Annotated in this window: 11 protein-coding genes; 5 read left to right on the top strand and 6 right to left on the bottom strand. The window is 69.1% G+C overall.

Annotated elements, in window-relative coordinates:
* Positions 1 to 48: 48 nt before the first annotated feature.
* The 5 genes from AB0I10_RS24975 to AB0I10_RS24955 all read right to left on the bottom strand — a co-directional run bounded on the left by AB0I10_RS24975 (position 49) and on the right by AB0I10_RS24955 (position 6,348).
* Entirely contained in the window at positions 49 to 1,236 is a 1,188-nt protein-coding gene (locus AB0I10_RS24975) for a cytochrome P450 (protein WP_363154832.1), read from the bottom strand.
* Positions 1,233 to 1,946, bottom strand: coding sequence for a tRNA-dependent cyclodipeptide synthase (locus AB0I10_RS24970; protein WP_363154831.1), 714 nt, complete (start codon positions 1,944 to 1,946; stop codon positions 1,233 to 1,235). The genes AB0I10_RS24975 and AB0I10_RS24970 overlap by 4 nt, the downstream gene beginning before the upstream one ends.
* A 415-nt stretch (positions 1,947 to 2,361) precedes the next feature.
* Positions 2,362 to 3,555, bottom strand: coding sequence for a macrolide family glycosyltransferase (locus AB0I10_RS24965; protein WP_363154830.1), 1,194 nt, complete (start codon positions 3,553 to 3,555; stop codon positions 2,362 to 2,364).
* A 419-nt stretch (positions 3,556 to 3,974) separates the two neighbouring features.
* Positions 3,975 to 4,250 carry a DUF6087 family protein gene (locus tag AB0I10_RS24960; RefSeq protein ID WP_363154829.1) on the bottom strand — a complete coding sequence of 92 codons (276 nt, stop codon included), beginning with the start codon at positions 4,248 to 4,250 and terminating at the stop codon, positions 3,975 to 3,977.
* A 52-nt stretch (positions 4,251 to 4,302) separates the two neighbouring features.
* Positions 4,303 to 6,348, bottom strand: coding sequence for an FAD-dependent oxidoreductase (locus AB0I10_RS24955; protein WP_363154828.1), 2,046 nt, complete (start codon positions 6,346 to 6,348; stop codon positions 4,303 to 4,305).
* 382 nt (positions 6,349 to 6,730) lie between these two features.
* Here AB0I10_RS24955 and AB0I10_RS24950 point away from each other — a divergent pair, with 382 nt between their 5' ends.
* Positions 6,731 to 8,269, top strand: coding sequence for a cellulase family glycosylhydrolase (locus tag AB0I10_RS24950; protein WP_363154827.1), 1,539 nt, complete (start codon positions 6,731 to 6,733; stop codon positions 8,267 to 8,269).
* A gap of 405 nt (positions 8,270 to 8,674) precedes the next feature.
* On the opposite strand, the gene AB0I10_RS24945 is transcribed toward AB0I10_RS24950, so the two are convergent.
* The gene (locus tag AB0I10_RS24945; RefSeq protein WP_363154826.1) at positions 8,675 to 9,085 is read right to left on the bottom strand and encodes a MerR family transcriptional regulator; all 411 of its coding nucleotides are present in this window, start codon (positions 9,083 to 9,085) and stop codon (positions 8,675 to 8,677) included.
* 221 nt (positions 9,086 to 9,306) lie between these two features.
* Between AB0I10_RS24945 and AB0I10_RS24940 the strand changes: the two genes are divergently transcribed.
* The 4 genes from AB0I10_RS24940 (at position 9,307) to AB0I10_RS24925 (ending at position 11,704) form a co-directional block, all read left to right on the top strand.
* Positions 9,307 to 9,444: a hypothetical protein gene (locus tag AB0I10_RS24940; RefSeq protein ID WP_363154825.1), complete on the top strand. Its 138-nt coding sequence runs from the start codon at positions 9,307 to 9,309 to the stop codon at positions 9,442 to 9,444.
* A 113-nt stretch (positions 9,445 to 9,557) separates the two neighbouring features.
* Complete coding sequence (locus tag AB0I10_RS24935) at positions 9,558 to 9,860, top strand: hypothetical protein (RefSeq protein WP_363154824.1); 303 nt, start codon at positions 9,558 to 9,560, stop codon at positions 9,858 to 9,860.
* Positions 9,854 to 10,018 carry a hypothetical protein gene (locus AB0I10_RS24930; protein WP_363154823.1) on the top strand — a complete coding sequence of 55 codons (165 nt, stop codon included), beginning with the start codon at positions 9,854 to 9,856 and terminating at the stop codon, positions 10,016 to 10,018. The genes AB0I10_RS24935 and AB0I10_RS24930 overlap by 7 nt, the downstream gene beginning before the upstream one ends.
* A gap of 93 nt (positions 10,019 to 10,111) precedes the next feature.
* Positions 10,112 to 11,704, top strand: coding sequence for an MFS transporter (locus tag AB0I10_RS24925; RefSeq protein WP_363154822.1), 1,593 nt, complete (start codon positions 10,112 to 10,114; stop codon positions 11,702 to 11,704).
* Positions 11,705 to 11,955: the final 251 nt, after the last annotated feature.

The following is an 11,955-nucleotide window of genomic DNA, read 5'->3' as shown; positions in this document are numbered from 1 at the left end:
GGACCATCGTGTTGTGTTGGGCGCCGGCTCACGCCGGCACTGCTGTTCCTACCAGGCGACCGGCAGGCGCTCGGGGATGCGCTTCATAAAGCGGGTGCGCCACACGAGTTGGTCGACGGGGACGGCCAGGTGCAGGCTGGGCATACGGGTGGTGAGGGCCTCGATCGCTATCTCGATGTGCTTCTTCCCGAGCGGCACGGCGGGGCAGTAGTGCCCGCCGTAGCCGAACGAGAGGTGAGCGGCCGCGTTGGGCCGGTCGATGTCGATGGTGTGCGGGTCGGGGAACACGCTCTCGTCGGCGTTGGCGGCCTCGACCAGGACGAGGACGAGTTCGCCCTTCTTGATCTCTGTGTCGCCGAGCTGCATGTCTTCCATGGCCAGGCGGGGCAGTCCGTCGGCGATGGACAGGTTCACGCGCAGCAGCTCATCCACGGCGGCCGGTATCTTGCCGGGCTCCGCTCGCAACTGCTCCCACACATCAGGGTTCTGGAGGAGCGTGAACAGGGCCATGGTCAAGGCGCCCATGGTGGAGATGACTCCGGCGCCGAACATGGTGACGCCGACAGTGGCGAGCATCTCGTCAGTGAGGTGCGCATAGTCGGGGTCACCGCGGAGGGCGGCGAGTTCGGCCATGAGCCCGTCAGTAGCGGGGTCGTTGAGCCGCCCGGTCATATAGGCGATGTCCCGGTCCCAGTTCAGGCGCGCCCCGGTGATGGGGCATGCCGAGTTCATGAACGCGATGTCGAGACTGGACGCCAACAGCGGTGCGTCATCGCGGGGGATGCCGAGGATGTGGCAGTGGAGGTGCTCGGCGTAGGGGTTGGCGAACTGTCCGCGCAGGTCTACCGGCGGGCCATAGCTGAGGATGCCGTCGACCAGGTGGGCGGCGTGGTCGGTCATCCACTCCGTCAGGCCACCGGTCTTGGGATTGATCGCCTTGAGTACGGCCTTCCGCAGACCGGCGCCGGTGATGTTGCCCATGTTGTTGACCACCTCGGGCGGGATGGTCAGCGCGTACTGCCGGGGAACGCCAGGGGCGGACGTGTCCTTGAGGCTGAAGCGGGGGTCTTCGAGCACTTGCTTGCACAGCTCGTAGGAGGAGACGAGCCACGCCTCATCCCCGGCGATGGTGCGCACCCGGGTGACCGGGGTGGCGCGAAGCCGCTCGATCTCCGGGGGGAGGCGGTCGCCGCGCGGCGAGAACGGGAAGTCGATCAGGGTCGGGGCGGTCGTCACTGGTCGTGTCCTTCGGCGATGGTGTCGGCGGGGGTTATCACGGCGTGGCCCTGGTTGCGTGTGGCGCGCAGGCCATGCCCGCGTGAGTAGAGGAGATCGGCCATCGGCAATGCCTGGTGGTAGCAGTTGAGCGACGAGGGGACGCCCATGATTGCGGGGGTGTCGATGAACAGCGGCGCTTCGGCACAGATGTAGTCGAGGCAGACCTGACGCTGACGGTCCGTGGGCTGCTGCCCGTCGAGAACCTTGCTGGTGAGGAACTGGACCACGAGCTGATCACAGACCTCGCGGAACGCCAGGTCGGTGGACAGCCGATCGTCGAGGCTCTCGCGTATGACCCGATAGGCGGGGATGTCCAGCAGCGCGGACATGGGGCGGCCGCGGAGCCTGGTGCCGTCCGGGTCGAGCGCGGCAACGGCGGAGGTCACCTTGGCCCGTACACCGCGCAGGTTCTTCACGGCCTTGCGCTGGGCCTCGATGGCCGGATAGCCGAGCGCCTCATACATGTCGGCGACGTGCAGATCCGTATAGATGAGATCGACCTGACGGAAGTTCTCCAATCCCCAGGCGGCGAGGCCGAGCACTCGCTGGTGGGTGAAGTAGGAGTTCCCCGGAGAAATGCCGATGACGGCGTGATCGCCTTCGTCGGTGATGACTTGGCAGTGCGGGGTGTACGGACGGACGTGAAAAATCTCGGTCGCTGTCGTCAAGAGACGATGTCCCTACGTGCCGCTAGTCCCTGGGAACCCAGTGTTCCCGGTGTGGCGGCGACACCGGAAACCTACCCGACTGTCGGTTCCGGATGATGTCGAACTAGGCGGTAACTCGCAGGTCAGGCCGCCTAGTTGAGTTCATATGGCGTTCACAACCGCGGCCTGATGATCGCAAACGAGCTCGTCGCGAAGCTGCTCAGGCCGAACTCTCGGGTCGGGGAAGGCGGACCATTCCCCGCCTGTCCGCGCCGGGCACTCCGTCCCCTGACCGTCGAACCGGGCAGTCAACCTTGGATGGCACGCGCTCAGCCTCGCTGTCATAGGACAGTGATCGAAGTGCGGTGGGGCGTCCTCGCTGTGACGAGAGCGCCTCCTTGGTCGGCCGGCCCCGCGCGGTGCCTGCCCGGCGCCATCAGCCCACTCGCTCCTCTACCAGCTGCTCCTCGATCAGATCCACGGCCCGACGGGTGCCGCCCTCGGTGCGCACCTCGGCCCACAGCCATGCCGAGCGCGCGGCGACCTGCGGATCGCCGATGAGTTCCATCAGGGCCGTACGCAGCACCGCCGCCGTGACGTCCGCGGTGTCGATCCGACGGGCGACACCCAGTTCGACGAGCCGGTCTGCGTAGAGGCACTGCTCAGCCCCGTGCGGTACCGCGATCATCGGTACGCCGGCGTACAGGCCCTCACCGCTGCTGCCCATACCGGTGTGCGTCACCCATGCGTCCACCTGCTCAAGGATCGTCAACGGCGGCACCCACGGCTGCACTTCGAAGTTGGGAGGAATCCGTTCCTCCATCTGGTACGGATCGCTGCCACCGCCGATCTGCAGCACCACATGCCAGCCCGGAAGATCGGCGAAGGCCGCCACACACTGCCAGTAGATCTCCCGCTGCCTGGGGTAAGCCGAGCCGCCCAGCGACACCAGCAGCACCTTCTCCGCACCGGCCGGCCGCACCCAGCCGCCCTGCTCCTCACCGGCGCCGAAGCACGGGCCGACGAACGTCACCGCCTCGGTGTCGACCCGGTCCGCATGTGGTTGCATGGCGCGCGGGATCAAGGCCAGCGCCCGCCGCGGCCGACCTGTGAACTCTTCCACGTTCGTGGTCACCGCACCGCACCGGGCCAGCCAGGCGGCGAACCGTGCTCGGTGGGCGGAACCTCCGGGTAGCCCGGCGAACGCCGCACGGATCTCCTCCTGGGCACCCTCCCAGGCCACATGCGTCGGTGACAGCTGGACGAGGCTGCGGCCCTGCGCCTCAGCCAGCGCGCGGCCCGCGTACGCGCCGATGTCGTAGAGGTAGAGGTCGGCGGGGTCGTCGTCGTACGCGGCGTGCAGCTGTGGCAGTACGGCCATCGCCTCGTCGAGGAAGAGGGAGGCGGCGGCGAGGGGATCCTGCGGCCAGTCGCCGGCGGCGGCCGGCAGAGTGGAGGTCAAGCGGACCAGCTCTGCACCGGTGTGGGTAATCAGCTCGGCGACGTGGTCGGCGTTGGCGTACGTCACGCGATGGCCACGGGCCACCAGCTCACGGATGATCTCCAGGCTGGGCAGCACATGGCCGACCATAGGCGTGCCGATCATGGCGATATGGGCTGGAAGGGTCATATCGGAACTTCCTTGAATAGAGGTCTACGGCGGGCAAACGCCGAGGAGCGCAACTGGGCAACGCGGAAGTGCGCAACAAGGCAACGCGGCGCGCAGTGCCCGGGACACTGGGAAGGCACGTACTCGGCAGTGATGATCCCCGGGAGCTGGGCAGCCCGAGGCCGGGACGGGGCAGCGGACGGTCGGCACGCTCGGCGAGGACGTCGGCGATCGGTTGCGGCAGCGGATCGCGGGGCGTTTCCCCGGCCGGCCAGCGGCGCACGCGGCTTTCATCCGGGTTGACAACCCGTCACCGTCTCCCGACGTGCGCAGTTTGATCGATCCTCTGGTCAACGAGATCCGATTCGACGCGGTGCCGGACGCGCACACGAAGGCGGCCCCGCCTATCCCGGGCGGAGCCGCCTTGGTTGTGCCGTGGGTCAGGGTTTGCGGTGGCGACCGGTACCGGGGGCCACCGGGGACCGGGTGGGTGGCAGCACATCGGTTTCCGGTGGTTCCGGGGCCCGGTTGAGAATGCGGCAGGCGGCTGCGTAGTCCTCGGCGACGGCCACCGTCACCACGGGTAGCCGTACCACTCGACAACGGCGCGCGCCTCGGAGTTGACGTGCGCAGCCCGCTGCGGCCCACTCTCCCAGGGCGACGGACTTCCACGCACCCACCGGCCGCAGTCGCCTTCCCCGCCGCTCCGCCGGCACGCGGCGTGCGTCCCGACAAGCGGGGCGCGGCCTGGGCGTCCCACCGCCCCCGTCAGCCCGTGTGGACCTTCAATGCGGTCCGGACGGCGGATTCGAGGGCGCCTTCGATCCAGGCGGGCTTGATGGAGGTGTGGTCCCCCGCGAAATGAAGCGGTCCTTCGGAGGCGGGGATGTCGGGGAACAGCTCCGCGTGCTGGCCCGGGAAGAGCACGGAAGCCTCGCCGTAGGCGTAGTGGTCGCGCATCCACGACTGGGTCTTGCACTTGTTGGTGAAGAAGACCTCGCAGCGGCGGCCGTAGACGTCCTGCAGTCCGGCGAGTGCGCGCAGATAACGCTCGCCGTCAGCGAACGCGTCCCATTTGAGGGCGTCGTCGGACCAGCTGTAGGAGGCGAGCGTGATGCCTCCGTCGCCAACTTCCGCACCCCCTGAGTGCTCGAAGTACATGAAGCGGTTGGCGTTGTCGCTCACGGAGCCGCCGCCACGGGTGTGGGCGGCTTCGGGTTCGCTGCTCATGACGGGGCGGAATGCGGCGAAACACTCCTTGAGTTCGTCGGGGATCGTCACCCCCAGGTCCTTCACGGACTTGTGCGCGCCGAGGTACTTGCCGTCCTTGACCTGTCCCGCCTGGTACTTGTCGTAGAGCTTGTCCTCGATGGAGTTCAGCGCCTGCTTCCAATCCTCCTCGGTGAACTCCCACCAGCGGCGGGAGAACTCCAGCAGCACCTTGGTCGCGGCGTCGTAGTGCAGTTCCGTGATGGCCCGGCGCTTGCCGTAAGTGAGCGGAGGGTCGAAGGGCACGTGGCGCAGTCCGGAGAAGGGAACGGTGATGATCGCCTCGTCGCCCTCGAAGACCTCCGTGACACCCCCCTCGCCGGTCTGGCAGTCCTCGGAAACCGTGTGCACCCTGACCTTGCTGCCATTGCGTTCGATGCGTACGGCGCGCCTGTCGAGTCTCACCTTGCCCTTCACCGGCTTGTACAGCGCGTCGGCGAGCAGCGCGGTGCCGCCCTTGATCTCCCAGAATTTGGTCTTGGGGTCGATCAGCGCGCTGGACAGGAAGCTGTGCAGGAAGGAGAGATGCAGCCGTGAGGTCAGGTTCTGGATCGTGCCGATGAGGTCGATGGTCCTGGTGTCGAGCCTGGCGACTTCGGTGAGGTACCGGTACATGGACCAGTGGCCGTACTTCTTGAGGACCTTGACCCACCCGTTGACGAGCGCGGTCCCTTCCTTGCCCCGGATGAGCCGGTGTGCGGGTTCGAGGGCGTGCGCGAGGATGGCGGAGGCGGTCTTCGTGCGGTTGGGGCCCGTGACACCGAAGGTGTCGTTGATCTTTTCGGGGTTCTTCTCGTACTCGGCCCGGCGCATGCGGATGCCATTGACGTGGATCCAGGTGTGGTTGGCCGGCTTCGTCGGGTGGTCGACCTCCACATCCACCAGGTAGAACTCCTGGAGCGCGAGGCCGAGCTTCTTGATCAGTGCCATGAGGAGGAGGTGGCTGTCGGGCAGCCGCATGGCCCCGGCTTCGGCGTACTGATGGGGATCGGCGAAGGGCTGCTCTCCGTTCTCGTGGCCGCCCTTGCGGAACGTCTTGATGCGGCCGCCGACGCGGTTGCCGTTGGCCTCGATCACGACGACATCGTGGCCCGCCCGGTTGAGCAGGTCGGCGGCGAGCAGACCGGCCGGTCCGGCCCCGACGATCAGGACCCGCTTCGTTGCCTTCGCCCGGCTGGCCGGCAGGCCGTTCTCGATGACCTTCACGTAGGCCGGGACGAGGGGTCTGTCGCGCTCGTCGTAGACGACGATGGCGCGGGCGACCGTGGTGTATGCCTTGCGGTCGATGCCGGGCGGCACCGCGGCCGGCGCCGTCGAAGGTGCGCTGGCAGGGCTCAGCGCGGTCGCGGGTGCGGCGGAGGCGGCGGTGAGCCCGGCAGCGAGCGCCGAGGCGCCGGTCGCCGTGACGATGGAGCGCCGCGAGGGCCGCGCGCCGTGCGACGGGGGTGAGGGGTAGGAGGTGTGTGAGGTATCCGAAGCGAGTTGCTCCTCGCTCGATACCTTCGCGTTCTTCGTGGCAGGAATGCTGACATCTGGAGTGCTCATGTCTTGTGTGCTCATCGCGCATCACTCTTGGCATATGAGCGACACGGCGGAAGTGCGTTCCCACGGATGAGAACCGTAAACCACTCGACGGGTGTCTAACGCGGCTCTCCTGTTACGTAAGTTCACTCGTACCCCAGGAACGAACGGCGTGTTGTGCGACACAACGCCTTGGCTCGGTCGCCCCAGGAAAGCAACAACTCGCCTCCGTGCAACTGAGATACGGGCCTGCGAGGCCAGGCCGGGGAGAGCGACATGGTCCTTGTTCTTGCGGCAGCCCCGCGTCGTGCAAGGCCCGGTGGTGGTTGATGACGTCCCCTGGGTAGATAGCGGCTGACCGCAGAGAGCTGACTAGTCGTCAAGTCGCTGCCATCAGGAGGCCGTTATGCGTCTGCGTCGCGTCGCCACGACCCTCGTCCTGGGTGTGGCCCTGCTGTGCGCCGTCCCCGCCGCCGTCCCCGCTGCGGCGCTGGAAGTGTCCGCGCGGACGGCCGTTCGGTCCGAGTCGACCGTCTCCCGGTCCGAGCCGACGGCCGCCCAGCGCGGGCGGGCCACAGCCTGGCCCGTACCGTCCGGCACCGTCACTTCGCCCGACGGTCGTACGCACTTCACCGACCGGCACGGTCGTGTCCTGCGACTGCGCGGTCTCAACCTCGGCAAGACCGACACGGTGACCGAGGGGCGCATCGCACGGCTGGTGAGTGATGGCTTCGGCCTACTGCGGCTCAACATCCAGTGGGAGAAGGCCGAACCGCACCGCGGACGCTACGACACCGGCTATCTGCGCTACCTCGACCGGGTCCTGGGCTGGGCCGACCGCCACCGGGTGTTGGTCCTGATCGACTGGCACCAGGACGTCTTCGGCCCGGCGTTCGGTCACAACGGCATCCCCCACTGGGCCACCCGCACCGACGGCCTGCCCTTCGAGCCCAACCCCGAGGACTGGTTCGCGGACTACTTCCAGCCCGCCGTACAGGCCGCCTTCACCCACCTGTATGACGACCCCGACCTGCGCGCCGCCCAGACCGCCGTCTACGCCAAGGTCGCGGCCGTTCTGCGCGGACACCGCTCCCTGCTGGGCTACGACCTGTTCAACGAGCCCTTCGGGCCGATTCCCGGCGACCCGACCAACCCCGATGACCAGATCGACGCATCCGCCGCCCTGGAGCGTGGCCGGTTGGCGGCCATGTACCGGCGGCTGATCGACGCCGTCCGCTCCGCCGACCCCGACGCGTGGCTCTTCCTCGAACCCACCGTCCTGGTCGGCCAGGGCGTCCCCACCAGCCTGCCCGGCTTCGATGACCCGCGCCCCGGCGCGGACCGACTCGGCTACGCCCCGCACTACTACGACACCAGCGTTGAATCGGGCGCCGACTGGGACCCCTCAGGCCGCTTCATCGAGAACTACGAAACCGCCATAGGCGGCTACCCCGCCGCTCACCGGCTGCCGGTGCTGGTCGGTGAATGGGGCCCGCCGCAGGCGACCACCCCCGGAAACGTCGAGCTGATACGGCGCCAAGTGGCCTCCATGGACCGCTTCGCCTCGGGCTGGGCCCTGTGGTACGGCTGCCGTGCCAACAACGGCGGCGGCTACTGCGCTTACGACCGCGACGGCAGCCCCGCCCCCGGAAAGGAGCCGGCCTTCGCGCCATACGCACCGGCGGTGGCGGGCACCCCAGGCACCGAGTCCTACGCCCCGGCCACCCGGACCTACACCCTCACCCTGACCGCCGACCGCACCACGCGGCGCGCCTGGACGCTGCTCTCCCTGCCCGCCACCGCCTTCCCCGACGGAGCACGGGTATCCGTCACCGGGGCCGGCCCGGTGGTGGTAGTGGCGTCCAACGGCCCAGACGGGGCCAGGCTGCTACTCCCGGCGGCGCGGGTGGGAGCCACCGTGCGGGTGACGGCAACCGTCCGCTGACCCGCGTCAGCCGCTGCACGGCCGGATGCGGAGCTCCCCGCGTGAGGCACCTGTGACGCCGAGATGTCGGTGTTCGCTCGACGAGACGGCGCGATAGCTTCCCCGACATGGACGAAGAGATCCTGACAGGTGGAGGAGTGAACCACGTTGTTCGCGTCGGGGAGACGGTGCGCCGACCCACTGGCCCCTGGACCCGAGCTGTCCATGCCCTGCTGAACCATCTGGCCGTAGTCGGGTTCACAGGAGTGCCGAAGGCGCACGGCGTGGATGATCAGGGCCGGGAGGTACTGGACTTCATCCCCGGGCAGGTCGATGCCGATCCCCCCTTTGGGGACGACGGCGTTGCTGCCGCCTCAACGCGGGTTGAGGTCAAGGCGGAATCGGCCTGCGGCCGGGTTGGCGGGATCAGTGGCGCTCGGCGTGCCGCATATCCACCTCGGTCCGCAGTTCCGGGCAATCGCGCGCCGGGTTGTCGCGGGGGCAGGCGAGCATATGGCCCAGGTATTCGCGGGCGTCGGCCAGCCGCCGGATCTGAGTGTCGATCTCCGCGAGCCGACTGCCCACGATGTCCCGCCAGTCGGTGGAGCCCGTGCGCCCGGCCAGTACGGCGGCGATCTCGTCCAGGCTCATCAGCCCGGTCTCCTGCCATATGACGATCAACGATATCCGGTACACCTCGTCCGCGTCGTAGTACCGCCGTCCGGACCGGCGCTCGGTGGGCTGGATGATGCCTCGACGCTCCCAGTAGTGCAGTGTCGAGACCGCTACCTCAAATCGTTCGGCGACGGTTCCAATGGGGAGAAGGCGGGGTTCCATGCCTTCCATTTGACCTCAACCCGGGTTGACGCTGCACGGTCGGCGGCACTTCCCAGCGCCGCCGCCCCGAACCGACGGCAGAAACCGGAGAGGTGACATGGCCACCGGACGAGCGCCGTCGAACCTCCGTCGCCGGACGCGCACGCGCACACTCACCCGCCCGCAGATCGTCGCCGCCGGGCTGCGCCTGGTGGAGCGCGAGGGCGCGGCCGGGGCTGACCATGCGGAACTTCGCCAATGAGCTGGGCAAGGTCCCGATGGCCGTACAGGTCCTGGGCGGTGACGGTGCCCGGATTGGGCCGGCCGCCGACCGCGCGCAGCGAGCGCTGGGCGTGGTCGGCCAGCCGGTGCGCACCTAGCGCGACGCCCAACTGGCCGGCCCGGCAGAGCCATGGCCAGGGCGCGCTGCGGGTCGCCGAGCCGGGCATGCGCGCGAGCCATCGACAGTGACAGACGCAGCTGCCACCAGGGGGTGGTCGGGGCGGAGGCCGAGCGGGCGGAACGCACCGTGGCGGCGCACTGCCACGGCAAGGCCGGCATCCTCGCGGCGCTGCGTGCGGGCTGCCGCACCATCGAGCACGCATCAGTGACCATCGCCGCCGGCACCGACCTGGGGCTGATCACGCTCGACGGTGCTCTGTCCTGGGGCCGTAACGGCACCGAGCCCGCACACCTCGTTGCGGCCGGACTGAGCACCCGCGAGGCCATCGACGCCTGCACCGCGCACGCCCCCCTCACCCTCGGGCCGCAGGCCCGGCATCGGGCCGGGTGCTGACGGGGTACGACGCGGATCTGATCGTGCTCGCCGCCGATCCGGTGCGGGACATCTCGGTGCTGGCGGACCCCGACCGCGTCACCCATGTCTGGCAGCGCGGGGAACTGGTCAAGTCCAGCGCGTCCGGCCCGGCCGGCACACCGCCCCATCGGACTTGACCTCAACCCGAGTTGAGGCGGCACCGTAGTGACCCGCGCCCCGCGACAAGGATCGCCGCGGCCTTCCACCAGCACCCGACACAGGAGCACGCAGTGTCCACCCAGCGCACCCCGGCCGGTCTGATCACGGCCGTCTTCCTCGGCACGTTCATGGCCCTGTTGGACATGAGCGTGGTCAACGTGGCGCTCCCCGCCATGCAGACCGAACTGCACGCCCGGATGACGGACGTCCAGTGGGTCGTGGACGGATACGTCCTGTGCCTGTCCGCCTTCATGCTCACCGGCGGGGCGCTGGGCGACCGCTTCGGTCGCCGGAAGGTCTTCCTCAGCGGGCTGGCCGTCTTCACCCTCAGCTCCGTCCTGTGCGCGCTGGCCCCCGACATCCAGACGCTGATCGCGGGCCGGATGCTCCAGGGCATCGGCGCCTCCGCCGTGACACCGGGCGCGCTGTCGCTGCTCGCCCAGGGCTTCCCCGACCAGGCGCGCCGGGCCAGGATGATCGGGCTGTGGGGCGCGGTCAGCGCACTGGCCGTCGTCCTCGGCCCGCTGCTGGGCGGGCTGTTGACCCAGGGGCCCGGATGGCCGTACATCTTCCTGATCAATGTGCCGCTGGGCCTGATCGCGCTGGTGGCCGGGGCCAAGGGCATCCGGGAGTCGGCGGACCCGGAACACGCCGCGACCGATCCGCTGGGCCAGATCCTCGGCGTGGTGTGGCTGGCCGCGCTCACCTTCGTCGTCATCGAAGCCGGCCACCGGGGCTGGACCGACCCGCTCATCCTCGGCCTGCTCGCGGTCGCCGTCCTCGTCTTCGCCGTCTTCGTGGCCGTCGAGCGGCACAGCCCCCGCGCCATGCTGCCCACCTCCCTCTTCGCCGACAGCCGCTTCACCGTCGCCAACATCGCCTCCTTCGTCCTCGGCTTCGGCGCCTACGGCACGTTCTATCTGCTCTCCCTCTACCTCCAGCAGATCCAGGGGACTTCGGCCGCCATGACCGGTGTGAAGTTCCTGCCGTACTCGATCGCCATCGCGCTCTGCTCCACCCAGGCGGGACGGCTCACGGCGCGCTTCGGACCGCGCGGCACCATGATCGGCGGATACGGACTGATCGGCGTCGGCCTGCTGGGCCTGCTCGTGCTCTCCCCGACGACCGGATACGTCACGGTGGGCGTGCTCTTCGCCGTGCTCGGCGCCGGAATGGGGCTGGCCATCGCCCCGACCAACGCGGCCGCCCTCTCGGCCGTACCACGCCAGCGCTCCGGCGCCGCCGCCTCCACGGTCAACGCCGCCCGGCAGGCCGGCACCGCCCTCGGCATCGCCGTGCTGGGCTCGGTACTCAGCGCCCGTGCCACGACGGACATGGCCGCCGACATCAAGGACGCCGCCGGCGCCGGTGCCCGCGACACCGCCGCCGAAATCGTGGCCCAGCACGGCCAGGCCCCCACATCGCTCCGCATTCCTGCCGACACCGTGCACCACTACTTCACCGAAGCCTTCGCGGACGGGCTGCGCTTGAGCCTGCTCATCGCGGGAGTGGCGATCCTGGCCGTAACGGCCGCCGTCGCCCTCTTCCTCCGCCCGGGCGCAGACCCCGCGGCGGGCGCTCCGGCTACCCCCGAGCCGAGCCCCGCGGCCGAACGCCCGGTTGCGGCGGACAACAGCCGGCCCGTGCCACGAGCGGGGGACTGAGACCCGGGCGGGTAGCCGAACCGAGTCGGGAAGCCCGTCCCGCCAAGTGGGCAGCAGCTCATCTCGTACTACCTCGATCACCCGGATGAGGGGGCGAAGTTCTCGGTGTGCAGGAGGTCCCACTGTCGGGTGCCTTGGGGAAGACCGGTTCCGGTTCCTCCTCCGTTTTTCTACCCAGCGGCGCCGCGCGGCATCCGAAAGGGCTGATGCACTCCTGACCTCTGCCGCAGGTAGAGGAGTTGCGGTTTCAG

It is taken from the genome of Streptomyces sp. NPDC050636, assembly GCF_040654775.1.
Lineage (GTDB): Bacteria > Actinomycetota > Actinomycetes > Streptomycetales > Streptomycetaceae > Streptomyces.
This window is presented reverse-complemented; position numbering and strand designations above follow the sequence as displayed.

Excerpts from the sequence above, each read along its gene's own strand:
- AB0I10_RS24965 (WP_363154830.1), bottom strand. The coding sequence starts at position 3,555 with ATGACCCTTCCAGCCCATATCGCCATGATCGGCACGCCTATGGTCGGC.
- AB0I10_RS24955 (WP_363154828.1), bottom strand. The coding sequence starts at position 6,348 with ATGAGCACTCCAGATGTCAGCATTCCTGCCACGAAGAACGCGAAGGTA.
- AB0I10_RS24950 (WP_363154827.1), top strand. The coding sequence starts at position 6,731 with ATGCGTCTGCGTCGCGTCGCCACGACCCTCGTCCTGGGTGTGGCCCTG.
- AB0I10_RS24945 (WP_363154826.1), bottom strand. The coding sequence starts at position 9,085 with ATGGAACCCCGCCTTCTCCCCATTGGAACCGTCGCCGAACGATTTGAG.
- AB0I10_RS24940 (WP_363154825.1), top strand. The coding sequence starts at position 9,307 with ATGCGGAACTTCGCCAATGAGCTGGGCAAGGTCCCGATGGCCGTACAG.